This window comes from Enterocloster sp. HCN-30185, assembly GCF_037890305.1.
GTDB lineage: Bacteria > Bacillota > Clostridia > Lachnospirales > Lachnospiraceae > Enterocloster.
The window spans coordinates 35075-54597 of record NZ_JBBKBT010000017.1 but is presented as its reverse complement, the minus strand read 5'-3'; the positions used below and the strand labels follow the sequence as shown (position 1 = coordinate 54597).

The window sequence follows — 19523 nt, the reverse complement described above, 5'->3', positions numbered from 1 at the left end:
TTTCTCAGCAGCAACTTTTATATCTTATCACAGTCGCTCGCGTTTGTCAACAACTTTTTTTATTTTTATTTTTTCGTTTTTGCCGATTGCCTCAGCGAGTATCAATGATATCACACTTAAGCGCTCATGTCAACCACTTTTTTAACAATTTTCAAAAACTTTTTTAGGAAAATGGAGCGGAGAAAGAGGGATTTGAACCCTCGCGCCGGTTTCCCGACCTACACCCTTAGCAGGGGCGCCTCTTCGGCCTCTTGAGTATTTCTCCGAATTCAAATTTCCATATAATTGCTCCTGACAGGTATATCTGCCCGCCAGACGCATAGGGTATTATACTAAAGGGTTCTTATTATGTCAAGAGCTATTTTTCAATTTTTTTACATAATTTTTTATAAACGAAAAACCTAAACGAAAAACCGGCCCAGTCGAAACTCTGACTGAACCGGTTTTTCTTATTGGAATTTATTCGGACTCATTTTCCGTATCTTCTTCATAATACTCTTCATCATAAACATTGCTGTCCTTGGCTTCGCTTTCGCGTACCTTGGCAATGCTTGCTACCTTAATATCTGAATTTTGATCAATAGACATAAGTTTTACACCAGAAGTATTTCTTCCGATTACTGAAATATCATCTACAGACATACGGATAATAATGCCTTCTGTGGTAATCAGCATGATTTCCCTTCCGTCATTTACCAGCTTGGCGCCTACCAGGTTCCCTGTCTTTTCCGTTATCTTATAGCAGAGCACACCCTTTCCGCCTCTGAACTGAGGCTTAAACTCCTCAATCGGCGTACGCTTGCCCATACCGTTTTCAGATACTACAAGAAGCTCCTCTCCCTGGCTTTCCATCTGCATGCCAATAACCTCGTCATCCTCATCAAAGCGCATACCGATCACGCCCATGGATACACGGCCAGTGGTTCTTACATCCTTTTCCTTAAAGCGGATGCACATTCCCTTCTTGGTTACCAGGAAAATATCCTGCTTATCGTCTGTAGCCTTTACTTCAATGAGTTCGTCTCCCTCTTTCAGTACAATAGCCTGAAGTCCGTTTTTGCGTACATTGCCGTACTCTACCATAGGGGTTTTCTTTACCATACCCTCTTTGGTTGCCATAAAGAGATACTGATCCTCATTAAACTCCCTCATGGGAATAATGGCAGTAATCTTTTCTCCCGGCTGAAGCTGCAGAAGGTTTACAATAGCGGTTCCTCGAGCAGTGCGGCCTGCCTCCGGAATCTCATATGCCTTTAAGCGGTATACGCGGCCTGTATTTGTAAAGAACATCATGTGATGGTGGTTGGTTGTCATAAGAAGGTCTTCAATATAGTCCTCCTCAATGGTCTGCATTCCCTTAATACCTTTTCCGCCCCGGTTCTGGCTCTTGAAATTATCTGCATCCATGCGTTTAATATAGCCTAAATGAGTCATGGCTACCACTGTATCCTCATCCGGGATCAGATCTTCCATAGACATATCATCATCAAAGCCAATAGCAGTACGGCGGTCATCCCCGTATTTGGCCGCAATGATATTGATTTCCTCTCTGATTACCATAAGAAGCTTCTTCTCATCTGCCAGAATTGCCTTTAACTGGGCAATTTTAGCCTGCAGCTCCTTAAATTCATTTTCCAGCTTTTCCCGTTCCAGACCGGTAAGAGCACGCAGTCTCATATCTACAATTGCCTGAGACTGGGCATCCGAAAGCCCGAACCGCTCCATCAACTGTGTCTTGGCCTCTGCCACGTTGGCAGAACCGCGGATAATACGGATGACTTCATCAATATGATCCAATGCGATCAGCAGACCCTGCAAAATATGAGCCCGCTCCTCTGCCTTATTCAAATCATACTGAGTTCTTCTTCTTACTACCTCTTCCTGATGGGAAATATAAACCTCCAGCATCTGATGAAGGTTCAGGATCTTTGGCTGATTATTCACTAATGCCAGCATAATGACACCAAAGGTATCCTGAAGCTGGGTATGCTTAAGAAGCTGGTTTAAAATTACGTTCGCATTCACATCACGGCGCAGTTCGATATTAATGCGCATACCTTCACGGTTGGACTCATCTCCAATATAAGTGATTCCGTCAATCTTCTTTTCTTTCACAAGATCCGCAATCTTCTCAATGAGACGGGCCTTATTTACCATATAAGGCAGCTCGGTGACAATAATCCGGGATTTACCGTTTGCCATAGTCTCGATATTGGTAACAGCTCTCACCTTGATCTTGGCACGGCCTGTACGGTAAGCCTCCTCAATGCCTCTGCGGCCTAAAATAGTAGCTCCTGTAGGGAAATCCGGCCCCTTGATGACTTCCATAAGCTCCTCTATGGAGGTATCACGATCCTCATTGACCCGATTGTCAATCATCAGGGAAACAGCCCCTATGACCTCTCTGAGATTGTGAGGCGGAATGTTAGTTGCCATACCTACGGCGATACCGGAGGTACCGTTTACCAGAAGATTTGGGAAACGTGCCGGAAGAACCATTGGCTCCTTCTCCGTCTCGTCAAAGTTGGGAGCAAAGTCTACGGTGTCCTTATTGATATCAGCCAGCATTTCCATGGAAATACGGCTTAAACGGGCCTCTGTATATCGCATGGCTGCTGCTCCGTCTCCGTCCACGGAACCAAAATTTCCATGGCCGTCTACCAGCGGATAACGGGTGGACCAGTCCTGGGCCATATTTACCAGAGCTCCGTAGATGGAGCTGTCGCCGTGAGGATGGTATTTACCCATGGTATCACCTACGATACGGGCACATTTTCTGTGTGGCTTATCCGGTCCGTTGTTTAACTCTATCATGGAAAAAAGCACACGGCGCTGAACGGGTTTTAAACCGTCTCTGGCGTCCGGAAGAGCCCGGGCGCTGATAACGCTCATGGCATAGTCAATATAGGACTGTTCCATGGTCTTTTTCAGGTCTACGTCATGGACCTTGTCAAATACATTTGGTTCCATAGTATATCTCCTTTATGTTCGATCTCATTTGCAGCTTAAATATCCAGATTTTTCACCTTTTTGGCATTATTTTCAATAAATTCCCTTCTCGGCTCTACCTGGTCGCCCATGAGAGTGGTAAAGGTCAGATCCACTTCTGAGGTGGTTTCCTCATCCATGGTTACACGCAGAAGGATACGGCGTTCCGGATCCATGGTTGTCTCCCAGAGCTGCTCTGCATCCATCTCTCCAAGTCCCTTGTAGCGCTGGATCTTATTGCTGTTGTCGCGGCCAATGTCCATAAGAATGGAATTCAGCTCCTCATCGCTGTACGCATACCATACACGCTTATTTTTTTCGATTTTATACAGAGGCGGCTGTGCCAGATATACATATCCCTGCTTGATCAGCTCAGGCATAAACCGGTAAATAAAAGTTAAAAGGAGGGTGCTGATATGGGCGCCGTCCACGTCCGCATCAGTCATGATAATGATCTTGTGGTAACGCAGCTTGCTGATATCAAAGTCATCGTGAATACCCGTACCAAAGGCTGTGATCATGGCCTTAATCTCTGCATTGGCATAAACCTTATCCATCCTGGCCTTTTCAACATTTAAGATTTTTCCTCGCAGGGGCAGAATGGCCTGGGTGGCTCTGGAACGGGCCGTCTTTGCAGAACCGCCTGCGGAATCTCCCTCTACGATATAAATTTCACAATTTTCAGGATTCTTATCGGAACAATCTGCCAGCTTTCCCGGAAGAGCCATCCCCTCCAGGGCAGATTTGCGGCGGGTTAAATCTCTGGCCTTTCTGGCTGCCGCACGGGCTCTCTGAGCCATAATGGACTTCTCGCACATGGCTTTTGCTGCTGTGGGGTTCTGTTCTAAATAATAAGTCAGCTGCTCGCTCACAATATTGTCAACCGCACCTCTGGCCTCACTGTTTCCCAGCTTCTGCTTGGTCTGTCCCTCAAACTGAGGCTCCTCTACTTTTACGCTTACGATCGCCGTAAGCCCCTCTCGGATATCCTCACCGGAAAGACTGTCCTCATTTTCCTTTAAAAGCTTATTCTTTCTTGCATAATCATTAAAGGTCTTTGTAAGGGCATTTTTAAATCCTGTCAGATGAGTACCGCCCTCAGGAGTATTGATGTTATTTACAAAGGTGTAAATATTTTCTGTATAGGAGTCATTGTGCTGCATGGACACTTCCACATATACGCCGTCCTTTGTACCTTCGCAGTAAAGGACATTTTCATACAGCGGCGTTTTGCCTTTATTCAGATAGGATACAAACTCCTTGATACCGCCCTCATAGTGGAAGGTATGCTCATGCTTCTCCTCCCTCTCATCATGGAGAACGATTTTCAGATTTTTTGTAAGGAATGCAGTCTCCCGCAGGCGCATTTTTAATGTGTCATAGTCAAATACGGTTTCCTCAAAAATCTCCTTATCAGGAAGGAAGGAAACACGGGTTCCATGCTGATCAGGACTGCATGTTCCCACAATCTTTAAGGGATACATGGTTCTGCCCCTTTCGTAACGCTGCTGGTATACGTTTCCATCTCTGTATACCTGTACCTCCAGCCATTCAGAAAGCGCATTTACAACGGATGCACCCACTCCGTGAAGACCGCCGGATACCTTATAACCGCCGTTTCCAAATTTTCCCCCTGCATGAAGGATGGTAAATACAACCTCTACCGCAGGAATCCCTGCTTTTTTCTGTATATCTACGGGAATACCGCGGCCGTCATCAACCACGGTAATGGAGTTGTCCTCATTAATAAAAACCTCGATGGAATCACAATATCCCGCCAATGCCTCATCTACCGCATTGTCTACAATCTCATAAACCAGATGGTGAAGGCCCCTGGCAGAGGTGCTGCCGATATACATACCGGGACGCTTTCTTACTGCCTCAAGTCCTTCCAGGATCTGGATCTGATCTGCTCCGTATTGCTGCTCTGCCATGTTCTATATCTTCCTTTCTTTTCAGGTGTTCGTCTAATTCTGGCTGTATACCTTTCCGTCCACTACTTTGAAGATTTTGTCAATGGGGAACCTGTGATTAACAAAATCTTCCAGCCCTGTACAGGTGATCATAGTCTGAATATCCTGTATTGCGGACAAAAGCTGGGTCTGCCGGCTGCCATCAAGCTCTGAGAGAACGTCATCCAGCAAAAGAACCGGTGCATCCCTGCTCACAAGCTTTACCAGCTCAAGCTCTGAAAGCTTTAAAGACAGGGCTGCCGTACGCTGCTGGCCCTGAGAGCCGAACCGGCGGATATCGATTCCATTTACAATAAAATTAATATCATCCCTGTGGGGACCTGCAAGCGTGGTCTTCTGACGGATATCCTGAGAACGGTTCTTTTCCAGTGCGGCTTTAAAATCCTCCTCCCGGATATCCGGATCATAGAGAACCGATATTTCTTCCTTTCCCCCTGATAAACGGGCGTGGATACCGCTTATGATCCCTCCCAGCTGCTCAATAAACAAACGGCGGGAAGTAATCACCTCTACCCCGTATTTTACCAGCTGTTCATCCCAAATGTCCAGCGTTGTTTCATATTCCGGTTTAAAGGCCAGTTCTTTTAAGAGGCGGTTTCTCTGCAGCAGCACCCGGTTATACTGAACCAGGGAATGGACATACAGCTTATCCAGCTGGCAAAGCTCCATATCAATAAACCGCCTCCGTTCTGCCGGACCGTTTTTGATAATATTTAAGTCCTCCGGGGAAAAGAATACCATATTCGCCAATCCAAACAGCTCGCTGGCCCGCCGGATGGGAATCCCGTTGATGGCTATGCCCTTTGGTTTATTTTTCTTTAAATGCATATCAATGCGCCAGGGAACGTCATTTTTCCGGATCTGCAGCTTTATATGGGATTCATCCTGTCCAAAACGGATGATATCCCTGTCCTTTGCCCCCCGGTGGGACTTGGAAGTGCAGCAAACATAGGCAGATTCCAGAATATTTGTCTTTCCCTGGGCATTGTCACCATAGAGAATGTTGGTTCCCTGATTCAGTTCCATATGCAGTTCTTCATAATTACGGTAATTCTTAAGCTCTATGGACTCAATGACCATGGATGTTCTCTCTTCATGATTATTTTATGATCTTTATAGTCTGGCCCTGATAGGCAACCACATCTCCGTCTACCAGTTTCTTTCCCCTCTGATAAGCAGTTTCACCGTTTACAGATACCAAGCCATCCTCAATCGCATATTTGGCATCTACACCGGATTCTACAAAGCCCGCTGCCTTTAAGGCCTGTCCCAGCTTGATATAATCTTCTCTTAATTTAATTGTTTCCATTGTTTTCCTTTCCAAGCACAGGAGCACCAGAGAAATGTCTTTCACCGGCGCACACGCTGATGTATATTTATGCATTTAAACAGAAGCTGCGTTAAAATTTACAGGAAGGATCAGATAAATATATGTCTCTTCCTCATCCTTGATAAAGCAGGGGGACTTGGGATTCATCATATAAATATTGATTTCCTCATCCTCAATGGCGCGGAGAGCGTCAATAAGGAACTTGGGATTAAAGCCGATCATAATATCCTTTCCAGTCTTGTGGATCAAAAGCTCCGCATTCATGGAGCCAAAGCTGGAATTTAACTTTAATTCCATGGTATTGTCATTTACCTGAAGGATCAGGGGCTTTTTATCATTTTCACGGATCAGGATCGTTGCCCGCTCAATACAATCCAAAAATTCTCTCCGGTTTACAGAAAATTTCGTCTCGTAATCACTGGAAAGCATCTGATTAATACGGAAATACTCGCCTTCAATGAGGCGGGAAACCACGATCGTATCGTCAAATTCAAATAAAATATGGTTGGAGCTGAAGAAAATCCGAACCTCTTTTTCATTGTCTCCCCCAAGGATCTTGCTGATCTCGCTTAAGGTTTTTCCGGGAACGATGACCTTAGTGGGTTCATAGTGATCCTTTAAGGTAACATTTCGGATGGAAATACGGTGGCCGTCCAGTGAAACCACTTTCAGTTGGTTTTCATTTACCTCAAAAAGCTCTCCTCCCATCATTTTATTGCTGTCATTGGGAGAAATGGAGAAAATAGTCTGCTGGATCACTTCCTTTAAGGTGAATTGAGAAAGGGTGATATATTTATCACGTTCAATATAGGGAATATAGGTAAATTCCTCCCCGTCCCGTCCCTGAATATTAAAAACAGAATTTTCACATCGGATAATGGTATTCAGCTTTTGATCGGATTCAATGGTAATGGTTGAATTCTGGCTGGATAAACGACGGGTGATTTCAGAAAAAAGCTTAGCATCCAAAGCAATTTTACCGTGTTCCAGGATCTGGCCTTCTACCTTTGTTTCGATACCTAGTTCCATATCGTTTCCTGTCAGACGGATTTCATTGGAAGAAGCGTCGATCAGGATACACTCTAAAATAGACATGGTTGTCTTGGATGGAACGGCTTTCATAACGATGTTGATGCCATTTACAATGGCGTCTTTCTGGAATTGCAGCTTCATGATTGTTGATAACTTCCTTTCTGAATGAAGTAAAAAAGGCGGAACCTAAATAGATAAAGATATAGTTAATTTCCGCCGTAATCGTAGTAGGGGCTGTGGGTTTGTGTAAAAGTGTGTAAATCCCGTAAAAATGGGGATAAATCACTGTGGAAGAGACTGTGGAAAGAATCCACAAAACCTGGGAGTAAGTTAAGATTTATCCACAGGCGGTTAAAAATGAATTTGAGCCTCAAAAATACCCAAAGGTTATCAACCATTTATCCACAGTGATTCCACGTCTTATTGTGGATTGATCTTCTTCTTTAATATATCGATCGTATTTCGTAAGGTCTCATCCTTCTGCATGTCGCTGGTAATCTTATCAGCACCGTGGAGAACAGTGGTATGATCCCTTTTTCCAAGGCTGCGGCCGATGATCTGTAAGGAGGTTTCCGTCATGGTCCGGCAGAGGTACATGATGATCTGTCTTGGATATACGATATCCTTGGTCCGCTTCTGGGAAATAACATCAGCGGGAGTGATGCCGAAATGATCGGATACTACCTGAATGATCAGCTCCGGAGTCACTTCTCTCTGGGCATTGGGAGAAATGATATCCTTTAATGCTTCCTCTGCCAGTTCCAGAGTAATATCACATTTATTTAAGCGGGAAAGCGCTACGATTTTTGTAAGAGCGCCTTCCAGTTCACGGATATTGGATTTGATATTAGTTGCAATGTATTTGATTACTTCATTATCAATATTGTAGCCTTCCATCTCCTCTTTTTTTCGGAGAATGGCCATTCGGGTTTCGTAGTCCGGGGACTGGATGTCCACGGTCAGGCCCCATTCAAAACGGGAACGCAGCCGTTCCTCCAGAGTTTCGATCTCCTTGGGCGGTTTATCAGAGGAGATGATGATCTGTTTTTTCGATTCGTACAGGGTGTTGAAGGTATGGAAAAATTCCTCCTGGGTACTCTCCTTTCCTATAATAAACTGGATATCATCGATCAGGAGAACGTCGTTGTTGCGGTATTTTTCCCGAAACTCTGTGGTGGTAATATTATTTTTGTTTCGGATCGCGTCGATCAGCTCATTGGTAAAGGTCTCGGAACTGACGTAAAGAATCTTGGATTTCGGGTTGTTTTTCAGTATAAAATGAGCGATTGCATGCATCAAATGGGTTTTTCCAAGTCCTACGCCTCCGTAGATAAACAGCGGATTGTAGATTTCGCCCGGAGATTCCGCTACCGCAAGGGCTGCCGCGTGGGCCAGATTGTTGTTGGAGCCGACTACAAAGGTATCAAAGGTATACTTTGGGTTTAAATTGGCGCTCTGGATCACATTCGGGCTTACGGGAGCTTTGGCTTTTGGGATAAGGGAGGGGGCTGCAGGCGTTTCCTGAACCTCTATCTGCTCCTTTACCTTAAAATCCACCTCACATTCCTGACCAAGAAATTCAGAGATGGTAACTTTAAAAAGGAGGCCGTATTTTTTCTTTACATAAGCTAAAAATGTCTGTTCTGGAACAATAATCGTAATGGTATTTCCCTTAAAAGAATAGGGGCTTAAAGGTTCCAGCCATGTCTGGTATGAAATATTTGAAATTTCATGCTCTTCCTTTAAAATAAGCAGAATTTTTTCCCAGTTTTCTTTTATTTTCTCTATCATTTTCTGTCTCCTGAAACTGTATTGCAGAATTGCCCAATCTAAATACATTGTATACTAACGGTGTGAATTTTTCAATCAAAAGTGTAAATATCTGTGGATAACTTTGTAGGAAACCTGTGGATGAAGGGAATCGAAAGCGTGGACAGAAAGGTTTTCCACAGAATAGGGAAAAAAATAACTGCAGGTTGTACACAATGGGGAAACTTACAGAAAATAAGGGGATTTTGTCCACGAATGAGGAAAAAGGTCGAAATATCCCATACTTATCCACAAGTTATCAACAAATTGTGGATAAGGTGAAAAAAGGAACCGTGGATTTAGAGGAAAAGTATTGACGGGTGAAAAAAACGCCGCTATAATGCCTGTGTAATGCGTTGTATCTTAACATTAAGAACAGCAGCAAGGAGGAAAAAAATGAATAAGAGAAAAAAAGACACCCGTTGGCTTGCAAGTGTTGCACTTATGATGGCGGTGGTGATCCTTCTGGCAAGTACGCCGTTAGGAATGATCCAGCTGCCGGTGGTTAAGGCGACAACTGTGCATATCCCTGTGATTTTGGGAGCTATTCTTCTGGGGCCCCTGGCAGGTTCCATCCTGGGAGGAGTGTTCGGTATCTGTTCTATGGTGAGCAACACGATGGCGCCTACCCTGTTATCCTTTGCGTTTTCACCGTTTATGAGCATGACCGGGATTTCAGGAGCCGTAAAGGCAGTGTGGATTTCTGTTGGATGCCGGATTTTAATCGGTTTTTTTGCAGGATGGCTCTGGATTTTACTGTCAAAATGCAAGATGAACCGCATGGCGGCGCTGGCTGTAACCGGTTTTATGGGATCTATGGTAAATACGGTGGCTGTGATGGGAAGTATTTATAAGCTTTTGGCGCTTCCGTATGCCCAGGTAAAGAATGTGGCTGTTGACGCAGTGTGGGGACTGATCATGGCTACTGTTACCGCATCAGGGATTCCGGAGGCGGTCGTAGCTGCAGTTTTGGTGGCTATAATTGGAAAGATTATGCTGAAATTCATAAAGTAAGCGGTTTCAGGGCGTAAAAGCCTGTATTTTAATAAAAAATTGCTTGACGGAGGCGGATTTCTTCTATATAATTGAGAAGATGTTTAATTATACTAGTCAAATGTGTGTTATATCACATTACCAGATAATATTTGATAGGAGGTGCCCGGATTATGAAGATGACATTTCAGCCTAAGAAAAGACAGAGAGCAAAAGTTCATGGCTTCAGAGCAAGAATGAAGACAGCAGGCGGTAGAAAAGTTATTGCTGCCAGAAGAGCAAAAGGTAGAGCAAAGTTAACCGCTTAAGAATTGCAAGGCCACATTTTCATGTGGCCTTTTTCTTACGTCTACAATAAACAAGTCGGAACCCAGTACATAAACCTGTTCCGGCAAATTTCCAGGAGGATCGAATGAAGCGATTTCCTTCCATTAAAAAAAACAGTGACTTTCAGTATATATATAGAAATGGAAAGTCCTATGCCAACCGTCTTTTAGTCATGTATGTGGTAAGAAGCGGGGGAGAAGCGAACAGCATCGGGATATCGGTGAGTAAAAAAGTAGGCAACAGCGTGGTACGCCATCATGTGACCAGGCTGCTGCGGGAGATATTCCGGTTGAATGATAATAAAATTGAGACTGGGTTAAACATCATTCTGGTAGCCCGTGTGGCTGCCGCAAGATCTGATTACAGACATTTGGAGGGTGCCTATATGCACCTGTGCGGACTGCATCACATTTTAAAGGAATCGAAGTGAGAGTTATGATAAAAAAAGGAATGATCCTGCTTATCAGGATCTACCAGAAATATCTGTCGCCCTTAAAGGTAAGGACTCACTGTATTTACACGCCAACGTGCTCTCAATACGCCATTGAGGCACTTCAAAAGTATGGCGCGTTAAAAGGTACATGGTTAGCCTGCAGGAGGATCCTTCGTTGCCATCCCTTTGCAGAAGGCGGTTATGATCCAGTTCCGTAGAAAGTTCCATAAGGAGGTAGCGTTTTGAACGGTTTAGTCGGCGCAGTAGTATTGACAAAGGACAGCGGTTTTCTGGGGCCGATCGCAAGTATCCTTGGCTGGATCATGGACCTGCTTTTTGAGTTCACCAGCATATTCGGCATTGAAAATATCGGCCTTTGCATTATCCTGTTTACACTGGTTACAAAGGTTCTTATGATTCCCTTGACCATAAAGCAGCAGAAATCATCCAAGCTGATGACGGTTATGCAGCCGGAAATTGCAGCAATTCAGAAGAAATACAAAGGAAAAGAAAATGATCAGAAAGCCGCGATGATGATGCAGGCTGAGATTAAGGCAGTATATGAGAAATACGGCACATCCATGACGGGCGGCTGTCTTCCTCTTCTGATCCAGATGCCGATCATTTTTGCACTGTACAGAGTTATTTACAATATTCCGGCTTATGTACAGTCTGTCAGAGGCTATTATGAGACGGTAATTTCCCATCTTCCCAGCGGATACCAGACCCAGCAGGCGTTTACCCAGCTGGCAGAGGCCCATAAGATGGTGGGTGAGAAATTTGATTATAACAATGTAAACACGGTAATTGACCTTTTATATACCTTTACAGCCCAGCAGTGGGACAGCTTTGTTGCCGCATTCCCGGCAGTGGGACAGGCAGTGACAGATGCAGGCGTAAATGCAGTGGAAGCCATTGAAAATATGCAGAGCTTCTTTGGCCTGAATATTGCGTATACTCCATTTCAGGTGATCGTGAATTTCTTTGAGCAGCAGGGCGGCGTAACTCTGGGTATGGCAGCTGCAGCTCTGGCAATTCCGATCCTTGCAGGCTTAAGCCAGTGGTACAGTACAAAGCTTATGACTGCCAATCAGTCTCAGCCGGCTGATGACGATAATCCGGCTGCCAGCATGATGAAATCCATGAATATCACCATGCCTCTGATGTCCGTATTCTTCTGCTTCTCCTTTGCTTCCGGTATCGGTCTTTACTGGGTGGCTCAGAGTGTGTTCACTATCATCCAGCAGGTATGGATCAATTCCTACCTGAACAAGGTAGATATGGATGACCTGGTACAGAAGAATATTGAAAAGACCAATAAAAAGCGTGCCAAGAAGGGCCTTTCTCCTGTCAAAGTCGGAAATGTAGATGAGATGTTAAAGAGGATGGAAGAGAAGGAATCCAGAGAAGAGTCTGCTCGTATGGAAAAAATTGCCAAGACAAAGGTTCAGGTAGAGGAATCCAATAAGTACTATAATCAGGATGCCAAACCGGGAAGTCTGGCAGCTAAGGCGAATATGGTAGCCAAATACAATGAGCGTCAGGAGAAGGGAAAGAAAAAGTAGGAGGGTTTCGTATGGATATGATTACGGTTTCTGCAAAAACAGTGGATGAAGCGGTTACGAAAGCTCTGATCGAACTTAAGACAACCAGCGATAAACTGGAGTATGAGGTTGTGGAGGAAGGAAGCAAAGGCTTTCTGGGGCTGGGCGCAAAGCCGGCTGTGATCCGCGCAAAGAAGAAGGAAACAGTGGCGGACGGGGCCATTGAGTTTCTGACCCAGATATTTGACGCTATGGGTATGGACGTATCCATTAAGTCGGAATATAATGAAGGGGAGCAGGAGCTGTCCTTGGAATTAGAGGGCGGAGATATGGGAATCCTGATCGGCAAGAGAGGTCAGACCCTGGATTCTCTTCAGTATCTTGTTAGCCTTATTGTAAACAAGGAAACAGACGGTTATCTGAGAGTCAAACTGGATACGGAAAATTACCGTGAGCGCAGAAAAGAGACTCTGGAGACCCTGGCAAAGAACATTGCCTACAAGGTTAAGAGAACCAAACGTCCCGTTTCTCTGGAGCCCATGAATCCCTATGAGAGAAGGATCATCCATGCGGCGATCCAGAATGATAAGTATGTGATTACCCGCAGTGAGGGGGAAGAACCTTTCCGCCATGTGGTAATCGCTCTTAAGAAGGAAACAGGCGCCGGTGAGCGCAGGGGACGCTATGACCGCAGCCGCGGCGGGCGCTATGAGCGTACCGGCGGCTACCGGGGAAATACCCGCAGGAATGACTCCTATCAGGCGGCTTCCCTGTCAGAGCATAATGCTGAGACAGCCGGCGGCAGCGGACAGGAAACAGAGGAGTAATCCGGTAAATGAACATGGGGAGGCTGTTGCAGAGTGATTTGCGGCGGCCTCTTTTTGCGCTGAAAGCCAGAAAGGCGAGGAGTGAAAATGAAAACAGAAACCATTGCTGCCATTGCCACAGGCATGAGCAATTCGGGAATCGGCATTGTAAGGATCAGCGGAGATCAGGCCTTTGAGGTCATTGACCGAATCTATCGGAATAAAAAGGGGCAGGCAGGAACATTATGGGACGCAAAGTCCCACACAGCCCATTATGGATATATTTATGATGGTGATGAAAGGATCGATGAGGTTCTGGTGCTTATTATGCGGGGGCCAAACAGCTATACAGCAGAGGATACCGTTGAGATTGATTGTCATGGCGGCATTCGCATGGTTCAGCGGATTCTGGAAACGGTCCTTCATAACGGGGCAAGAACCGCCCAGCCGGGAGAGTTTACCAAGCGCGCCTTTTTAAACGGAAGGCTGGATCTGGCCCAGGCAGAGGCAGTGGCAGAACTGATCCATGCATCCAATGACTATGCCTTAAAGAGCTCTGTGAGCCAGCTGGGAGGATCGGTATCGGGAAAGATACGGGCTCTCAGGGAAACCATTCTTTATGAGACTGCCTTTATTGAGTCGGCTCTGGATGATCCGGAGCACATTTCACTGGAGGGGTACGGGGACAGGCTTTTAAAGGTGCTGGAGCCGGTGACAGAAGAGATTGAAAAGCTGATCGCCTCGGCAGATGACGGAAGAGTGATGACAGAGGGCGTTCGGACGGTGATCCTTGGAAAACCTAACGCAGGAAAATCTTCCCTGATGAATGTGCTTTTAGGGGAAGAGAGGGCTATTGTAACGGATATTGCAGGTACTACCAGAGATACCTTAGAGGAGCATATTAACCTTCAGGGGATCAGCCTGCATGTAGTGGATACGGCGGGAATCCGGGACACGGAGGATGTAGTGGAAAAGATCGGCGTAAACCGTGCCATGAAGGCAGCAAAAGGAGCGGATCTGATCATTTATGTGGCAGACGGCTCCCGCCCGCTGGATGAGAGCGACCGGGAGATCATGGAGCTGATCCATGATAAGAAGGCCATTGTGCTTTTAAATAAGACGGATCTGGAGCTTACTGTAGATAAGGAGGCTTTAGAGGAGCAGTGCGGCCACCGTGTAATCCCTATTTCCGCCAAGGAGGAGCATGGGATCGGAGATCTGGAAAAGGAGATCCAGTCCATGTTTTATCATGGAGAGATTGCCTTTAATGACCAGGTATATATTACAAATGCCCGTCATAAGGAGGCTTTGGAAGCTGCCTTAAGGAGCCTTCGGATGGTGCGTTCAAGTGTGCTTGATGGGATGCCGGAGGATTTTTATTCCATAGATCTTGCAGACGCCTATGAACAGCTGGGACTGATCTTAGGAGAAGCAGTGGATGATGATGTGGTAAATGAGATCTTCTCAAAGTTCTGTATGGGAAAATGAGAGGACAGGAAGGAAGGAAAAAGATGCCGTATTTGGAAGAAAGTTATGATATCGTGGTGGTGGGAGCAGGCCATGCGGGCTGCGAGGCGGCGTTAGCCTGCGCGCGGCTTGGGCTTGAAACCATCATGTTTACGGTCAGTGTGGACAGCATTGCCCTGATGCCCTGCAATCCCAATATAGGAGGCAGCTCCAAGGGCCATCTGGTCCGTGAACTGGATGCGCTTGGGGGAGAAATGGGCAAAAATATTGATAAGACCTTTATCCAGTCCAAGATGTTAAATGAATCCAAGGGGCCGGCGGTTCACTCCCTCAGGGCCCAGGCGGATAAGCAGGCCTATACTCAGGCCATGAGGCAGACCCTGGAACAGACCGAACACCTGACCATACGCCAGGCAGAGGTATCGGAGCTGATTGTAAAAGAGGGCGCTGTAAGAGGCGTAAAGACCTTTTCCGGCGCTGTATACCACGCAAAGGCGGTCGTTTTGTGTACAGGCACCTATCTGCGGGCCAGATGCATTTACGGAGATGTAAGCAATCCTACAGGGCCTAATGGCCTTCAGGCGGCCAACCACCTGACACAGTCTCTGATTGATAATGGGATTGAGATGTTCCGGTTTAAGACGGGAACTCCGGCCAGAGTGGATAAGAGAAGCATTGATTTTGCAAAGATGGAGGAGCAGTTTGGAGATGAGCGGATTGTGCCGTTTTCATTTTCAACCGATCCGGACAGCATACAGAAGGAGCAGGTTTCCTGCTGGCTGACCTATACCAATGGGGAGACCCATCAGATCATCCGGGATAATCTGGACCGTTCGCCGCTGTTTTCAGGAGCCATTGAGGGAACAGGCCCTCGATATTGTCCGTCTATCGAGGACAAGGTAGTGCGTTTTCCTGATAAGGAGCGCCATCAGGTGTTTGTGGAGCCGGAGGGACTTTATACCAATGAAATGTATCTGGGCGGAATGAGCAGCTCTCTGCCGGAAGACGTGCAGTATGCCATGTACCGCACCGTACCGGGGTTAGAGAATGTAACGATCGTGCGCAATGCCTATGCGATCGAGTATGACTGCATCAATGCCCTGCAGTTAAAGTCTACCCTGGAGTTTAAACGCATCAGAGGCCTGTTTGCGGGCGGTCAGTTTAACGGAAGCTCCGGATATGAGGAGGCAGCAGTTCAGGGCTTTATGGCGGGCGTAAACGCGTCTATGGAGGTGCTGGGAAGAGAGCAGGTAGTGTTAGACCGGTCACAGGCCTATATCGGCGTTCTGATTGACGATCTGGTGACCAAGGAAAACCATGAGCCATACCGGATGATGACTTCAAGGGCAGAGTACCGGCTTTTGCTGCGCCAGGATAATGCCGATTTACGGCTTCGGGAAATCGGTCATAAAATCGGACTGGTAAGCGATGAGGAGTATGAAAAGCTGCTCTCTAAACGTCAGGCCATCGAAGAAGAAATACGCCGTTTAGAAAATACTGCCATCGGCGGAACGCCGGCAGTCCAGGCAGTTCTGGAGCAGTACGGAAGTACGCCTCTTAAATCAGGAAGTACGCTGGCAGAGCTGGTGCGCCGGCCGGAGCTGGATTATGAAAAGATCAGGGAAATTGATAAAAAAAGGCCGGATCTTCCATTTGATGTGCGGGAGCAGGTAAATATTGAAATCAAGTATGAGGGCTACATAAAGAGGCAGAGACAGCAGGTAGCCCAGTTTAAGAAGCTGGAAGGCAGGCATCTGCCGGAAAACTTTGATTACAGCCAGGTAAAGAGCCTGCGTCGGGAAGCTGTTCAGAAGCTGAATCAGATACAGCCGTCTACCGTGGGACAGGCATCACGGATTTCCGGGGTATCTCCAGCGGATATATCAGTGCTTTTAGTGTATCTGGGAAGAGAGTAAAAGATGGTTTTTACATATAAAAGAGAGGACGGGATCAATGACAGAATCATTTGCTGAGAAAATGAAGGCCGGGACAAGGGAGCTGAATATAACCCTGAGCCAGAGGCAGTTGGAACAGTTTTTTAAATATTATGAAATGCTGGTGGAGACAAATAAAGTGATGAATCTGACAGCCATTACAGAGGAAGGGGACGTGGTGGCAAAGCATTTCTGTGACAGTCTTTGCCTGGTAAAGGCGTATCATGAGCTTCTGGATCGGGAGTCTGAAGGTGAAGCTAAAGATATGAAAACGGTTTCTGTGATTGATGTGGGAACCGGAGCGGGGTTCCCTGGAATCCCGCTTAAGATTGCATTTCCTCAGATTAAACTCACGTTGCTGGATTCGCTGAATAAAAGAGTAAAATTTTTAGAGCAGGTATGCAGAGAGCTGGAACTGGAGAATGTACAGTGCATCCATGGAAGGGCAGAGGATGCAGGACGGATGAAAGAGCACAGGGAGCAGTATGATCTGGCAGTGTCCAGAGCAGTAGCAAATCTGGCATCGCTGTCAGAATATTGTATTCCTTTTGTAAAAAAAGGGGGATTCTTTATTCCTTATAAATCAGGAGAAATTGAGGAAGAGCTGAATCAGGGAAAGAAAGCAGCAGCAATTCTGGGAGGAGAAATAAACGAAGTGGTGCGCTTTTCTTTACCGGAAGGAGATGGAGCCAGAAGTCTGATCCGTATTCGTAAAGTAAAGCCGGTATCTTCCAGATATCCAAGAAAAGCGGGAATGCCGGGGAAAGAACCTCTGGGAAAATAGGCGCGAAGGCAGAGCATATGTGGGTGAGATCAGTGCCGCAGAAGAGATGGAAAACGGTTACACGTACTTTATGACGCATGATGCAAAAACAGGGGGTACACTATGAAAACGATTACAGAAAATACAGTACAGGCAGGACAAGGTCGCATGAATATTAAAGAAATTGCCCGGGTGGCAGGAGTATCTCCGGCTACCATATCCCGTGTACTAAATGGTTCGGGATATGTGAAAGAAGAGACAAAGAAAAAGGTAATGGCGGCAGTTGAGAAAAATAACTATACGCCCAGTCTGATTGCAAGGAGTCTGAGCGGAAGAGACAGCTTCAGTATTGGAGTGATTCTCCCTTCCGCAAGTCAGAGAGTTTACAGTGGGATTCTGGAAGGGATCTGCCGTCTGGCTCAGCCTTTCGGCTACAATATTGTTCTTATGAACACAGGAGGGGATATAAAGAAGCAGCATGAGTTTCTGGAGGCTGCTGAAAACCAGAGAATGAAAGGGCTTATCGTTGCTCCCGCAGCTTCTGATGACAGGGGGACGAGAGATAAACTTCTCCATCTGGAAGAGCAGGGAATGCCAGTGATCTTGACAGAAGGGAATATAAAAGGAGCACCGTTTGACTGTGTGTTTGGAGATAACTGGAGGGGGGCTTATGAAGGCGCTGAGTCCCTTATGGATGCAGGCCATAAAAAGATTGCAGTCATTCGTGAAAAAGGCAATTTCAGAGAGGACAGGGAGCGTTTTCGGGGCTTTATGCAGGCAATGGAGGATCATGGCCTGGAGGTTTCCGATGAATATGTAATATACAACGGAGAAAGCGGAGCAGAAACAGCAGATGCGATTGCGCGGCTTTTAGAAGAAAATACACCGCCTACGGCTCTGTTTGCACTGAGCGGGGCAGGAACATGCAGCTGCATGAAATGTCTGGAAAGGAAGGGGCTGACGGCAGGAGAAGATTTGGGCTTTATGGGCTTTGATGATCAGCCGGTTTTATATGAGCTGGGATATCGTCTTTCTGTTGTGGAGCGGGATGCAGTGGAACAGGGAAGGGAAGCGATGAGACTGCTTCAGGAACGATTTGATGAAAAAGAACAGGAACGCAGAATCGGAAAGCGCGTAATGGTTCCATGCAGGCTGATTCTGCGCGGATCCGGGAATATGAAAACGGTTACAGAAAGCGCTAGAAAAAAGAAATTGGCAGGAAAAAAGGAAAAAGAAAGCCCGGAGCGTTAACTCCAGGCTTCGCGCATCATGGCAATCTCACGGGCATAGCCATCCAGATCATTCGGTGTTTCCAAATAGAAGGGAAGATGGCGTAAGGCGGGATGATTGATAATGGCTTTTAAGGACGGAAGGCCAATCTGGCCTTCGCCCAACCGGGCATGGCGGTCTTTGTGAGAACCAAGGGGATTCATGCTGTCATTGAGATGGATGGCTTTCAGACGATTTAAACCAATGATGTGATCAAATTCTGCGAGAACATCATCCAGATGGTTTGCGATATCATAGCCGGCATCCCATACATGACAGGTATCCATACAGATCCCCATATGGTCGGACAGATCTATCCGGTCAAGAATCTGGCGAAGTTCTTCAAAGCTGCGGCCGATTTCGCTTCCTTTTCCAGCCATGGTTTCTAGGAGAACAGTGGTGGTTTGTTCCGGTTTTAATATGGCATTTAACATATCTGCGATGTAGGAAATTCCCACATCAACACCCTGTTTCACATGACTTCCCGGATGGAAGTTATAAAGATTTCCGGGAGTATATTCCATCCGTGCCAGATCATCTGCCATAGTTTTTCTGGCAAAATCCCTGAGATGAGGATCGGCAGAGCAGGCATTCAGAGTATAGGGGGCATGACAGAGAATGGGAATCAGATTCTGTTCCTGCACCTTTTTAAGAAATAGAGCTACATCTTCAGGATTGATTTCTTTGGCATTTCCTCCGCGGGGGTTGCGTGAGAAAAACTGAAAGGTGTTTGCATGTATTTTGGCAGCATCCTTTGCCATGGAACAGTAGCCTTTGGCAGAGGAAAGATGACAGCCGATTCGTAACATATAGTAGCCTCCTTTAACATTGTTTTTATGTAAAATTGATCGGCAG

Annotated in this window: 18 protein-coding genes and 1 tRNA gene; 11 read left to right on the top strand and 8 right to left on the bottom strand. The window is 46.2% G+C overall.

Annotated elements, in window-relative coordinates:
- Window positions 1-177: 177 nt before the first annotated feature.
- From WKT10_RS14285 to dnaA, 7 genes are all read right to left on the bottom strand, one after another.
- A tRNA-Ser gene (locus WKT10_RS14285) sits at window positions 178-265 on the bottom strand.
- Between the two features lie 194 nt (window positions 266-459).
- Complete coding sequence (gyrA, locus tag WKT10_RS14280; protein WP_337433672.1) at window positions 460-2970, bottom strand: DNA gyrase subunit A; 2511 nt, start codon at window positions 2968-2970, stop codon at window positions 460-462.
- A 35-nt stretch (window positions 2971-3005) separates the two neighbouring features.
- Entirely contained in the window at window positions 3006-4922 is a 1917-nt protein-coding gene (gene gyrB / locus WKT10_RS14275; protein WP_066543510.1) for a DNA topoisomerase (ATP-hydrolyzing) subunit B, read from the bottom strand.
- Between the two features lie 33 nt (window positions 4923-4955).
- The gene (gene recF / locus WKT10_RS14270) at window positions 4956-6041 is read right to left on the bottom strand and encodes a DNA replication/repair protein RecF (protein WP_066543508.1); all 1086 of its coding nucleotides are present in this window, start codon (window positions 6039-6041) and stop codon (window positions 4956-4958) included.
- A gap of 19 nt (window positions 6042-6060) precedes the next feature.
- Window positions 6061-6270 carry an RNA-binding S4 domain-containing protein gene (locus tag WKT10_RS14265; RefSeq protein ID WP_066543560.1) on the bottom strand — a complete coding sequence of 70 codons (210 nt, stop codon included), beginning with the start codon at window positions 6268-6270 and terminating at the stop codon, window positions 6061-6063.
- A 75-nt stretch (window positions 6271-6345) separates the two neighbouring features.
- Window positions 6346-7464 carry a DNA polymerase III subunit beta gene (dnaN, locus tag WKT10_RS14260; RefSeq protein WP_337932652.1) on the bottom strand — a complete coding sequence of 373 codons (1119 nt, stop codon included), beginning with the start codon at window positions 7462-7464 and terminating at the stop codon, window positions 6346-6348.
- A 279-nt stretch (window positions 7465-7743) separates the two neighbouring features.
- The gene (gene dnaA / locus WKT10_RS14255) at window positions 7744-9114 is read right to left on the bottom strand and encodes a chromosomal replication initiator protein DnaA (RefSeq protein ID WP_337932654.1); all 1371 of its coding nucleotides are present in this window, start codon (window positions 9112-9114) and stop codon (window positions 7744-7746) included.
- A gap of 120 nt (window positions 9115-9234) precedes the next feature.
- Here dnaA and WKT10_RS14250 point away from each other — a divergent pair, with 120 nt between their 5' ends.
- From WKT10_RS14250 to WKT10_RS14200, 11 genes are all read left to right on the top strand, one after another.
- Window positions 9235-9414, top strand: a complete 180-nt coding sequence (locus WKT10_RS14250) for a hypothetical protein (RefSeq protein WP_337932656.1) — start codon at window positions 9235-9237, stop codon at window positions 9412-9414.
- Window positions 9415-9528: 114 nt separating this feature from the next.
- The gene (locus WKT10_RS14245) at window positions 9529-10146 is read left to right on the top strand and encodes an ECF transporter S component (RefSeq protein ID WP_066543500.1); all 618 of its coding nucleotides are present in this window, start codon (window positions 9529-9531) and stop codon (window positions 10144-10146) included.
- A 152-nt stretch (window positions 10147-10298) separates the two neighbouring features.
- Complete coding sequence (rpmH, locus tag WKT10_RS14240) at window positions 10299-10433, top strand: 50S ribosomal protein L34 (RefSeq protein ID WP_021870170.1); 135 nt, start codon at window positions 10299-10301, stop codon at window positions 10431-10433.
- Between the two features lie 104 nt (window positions 10434-10537).
- On the top strand, window positions 10538-10882 hold the full coding sequence (gene rnpA, locus WKT10_RS14235; RefSeq protein WP_066543498.1) for a ribonuclease P protein component: 345 nt from the start codon (window positions 10538-10540) through the stop codon (window positions 10880-10882).
- Window positions 10883-10887: 5 nt separating this feature from the next.
- On the top strand, window positions 10888-11103 hold the full coding sequence (gene yidD, locus WKT10_RS14230) for a membrane protein insertion efficiency factor YidD (RefSeq protein ID WP_340277907.1): 216 nt from the start codon (window positions 10888-10890) through the stop codon (window positions 11101-11103).
- Between the two features lie 24 nt (window positions 11104-11127).
- Complete coding sequence (locus tag WKT10_RS14225; protein WP_066543496.1) at window positions 11128-12450, top strand: YidC/Oxa1 family membrane protein insertase; 1323 nt, start codon at window positions 11128-11130, stop codon at window positions 12448-12450.
- 11 nt (window positions 12451-12461) lie between these two features.
- Window positions 12462-13256, top strand: a complete 795-nt coding sequence (gene jag, locus WKT10_RS14220) for an RNA-binding cell elongation regulator Jag/EloR (RefSeq protein WP_340277906.1) — start codon at window positions 12462-12464, stop codon at window positions 13254-13256.
- An 87-nt stretch (window positions 13257-13343) separates the two neighbouring features.
- Window positions 13344-14723 (top strand): tRNA uridine-5-carboxymethylaminomethyl(34) synthesis GTPase MnmE, encoded by a 1380-nt coding sequence (gene mnmE / locus WKT10_RS14215; protein ID WP_066543490.1) that lies wholly within the window; start codon window positions 13344-13346, stop codon window positions 14721-14723.
- A gap of 23 nt (window positions 14724-14746) precedes the next feature.
- Entirely contained in the window at window positions 14747-16618 is a 1872-nt protein-coding gene (mnmG, locus tag WKT10_RS14210; RefSeq protein ID WP_337433670.1) for a tRNA uridine-5-carboxymethylaminomethyl(34) synthesis enzyme MnmG, read from the top strand.
- Window positions 16619-16655: 37 nt separating this feature from the next.
- Entirely contained in the window at window positions 16656-17420 is a 765-nt protein-coding gene (gene rsmG / locus WKT10_RS14205; RefSeq protein WP_066543488.1) for a 16S rRNA (guanine(527)-N(7))-methyltransferase RsmG, read from the top strand.
- 102 nt (window positions 17421-17522) lie between these two features.
- Window positions 17523-18650 (top strand): LacI family DNA-binding transcriptional regulator, encoded by a 1128-nt coding sequence (locus tag WKT10_RS14200; protein ID WP_066543487.1) that lies wholly within the window; start codon window positions 17523-17525, stop codon window positions 18648-18650.
- Here WKT10_RS14200 and WKT10_RS14195 read toward each other — a convergent pair.
- Entirely contained in the window at window positions 18647-19477 is an 831-nt protein-coding gene (locus tag WKT10_RS14195; protein ID WP_066543484.1) for a deoxyribonuclease IV, read from the bottom strand. The two genes, WKT10_RS14200 and WKT10_RS14195, sit on opposite strands and share 4 nt — an antisense overlap.
- Window positions 19478-19523: the final 46 nt, after the last annotated feature.

What these genes read in the sequence shown, in the direction of transcription:
- gyrA (WP_337433672.1), bottom strand. Translation starts at nt 2,970, where the DNA reads ATGGAACCAAATGTATTTGACAAGGTCCATGACGTAGACCTGAAAAAG.
- gyrB (WP_066543510.1), bottom strand. Translation starts at nt 4,922, where the DNA reads ATGGCAGAGCAGCAATACGGAGCAGATCAGATCCAGATCCTGGAAGGA.
- recF (WP_066543508.1), bottom strand. Translation starts at nt 6,041, where the DNA reads ATGGTCATTGAGTCCATAGAGCTTAAGAATTACCGTAATTATGAAGAA.
- WKT10_RS14265 (WP_066543560.1), bottom strand. Translation starts at nt 6,270, where the DNA reads ATGGAAACAATTAAATTAAGAGAAGATTATATCAAGCTGGGACAGGCC.
- dnaN (WP_337932652.1), bottom strand. Translation starts at nt 7,464, where the DNA reads ATGAAGCTGCAATTCCAGAAAGACGCCATTGTAAATGGCATCAACATC.
- dnaA (WP_337932654.1), bottom strand. Translation starts at nt 9,114, where the DNA reads ATGATAGAGAAAATAAAAGAAAACTGGGAAAAAATTCTGCTTATTTTA.
- WKT10_RS14250 (WP_337932656.1), top strand. Translation starts at nt 9,235, where the DNA reads ATGAAGGGAATCGAAAGCGTGGACAGAAAGGTTTTCCACAGAATAGGG.
- WKT10_RS14245 (WP_066543500.1), top strand. Translation starts at nt 9,529, where the DNA reads ATGAATAAGAGAAAAAAAGACACCCGTTGGCTTGCAAGTGTTGCACTT.
- rpmH (WP_021870170.1), top strand. Translation starts at nt 10,299, where the DNA reads ATGAAGATGACATTTCAGCCTAAGAAAAGACAGAGAGCAAAAGTTCAT.
- rnpA (WP_066543498.1), top strand. Translation starts at nt 10,538, where the DNA reads ATGAAGCGATTTCCTTCCATTAAAAAAAACAGTGACTTTCAGTATATA.
- yidD (WP_340277907.1), top strand. Translation starts at nt 10,888, where the DNA reads ATGATAAAAAAAGGAATGATCCTGCTTATCAGGATCTACCAGAAATAT.
- jag (WP_340277906.1), top strand. Translation starts at nt 12,462, where the DNA reads ATGGATATGATTACGGTTTCTGCAAAAACAGTGGATGAAGCGGTTACG.
- mnmE (WP_066543490.1), top strand. Translation starts at nt 13,344, where the DNA reads ATGAAAACAGAAACCATTGCTGCCATTGCCACAGGCATGAGCAATTCG.
- mnmG (WP_337433670.1), top strand. Translation starts at nt 14,747, where the DNA reads ATGCCGTATTTGGAAGAAAGTTATGATATCGTGGTGGTGGGAGCAGGC.
- rsmG (WP_066543488.1), top strand. Translation starts at nt 16,656, where the DNA reads ATGACAGAATCATTTGCTGAGAAAATGAAGGCCGGGACAAGGGAGCTG.
- WKT10_RS14200 (WP_066543487.1), top strand. Translation starts at nt 17,523, where the DNA reads ATGAAAACGATTACAGAAAATACAGTACAGGCAGGACAAGGTCGCATG.
- WKT10_RS14195 (WP_066543484.1), bottom strand. Translation starts at nt 19,477, where the DNA reads ATGTTACGAATCGGCTGTCATCTTTCCTCTGCCAAAGGCTACTGTTCC.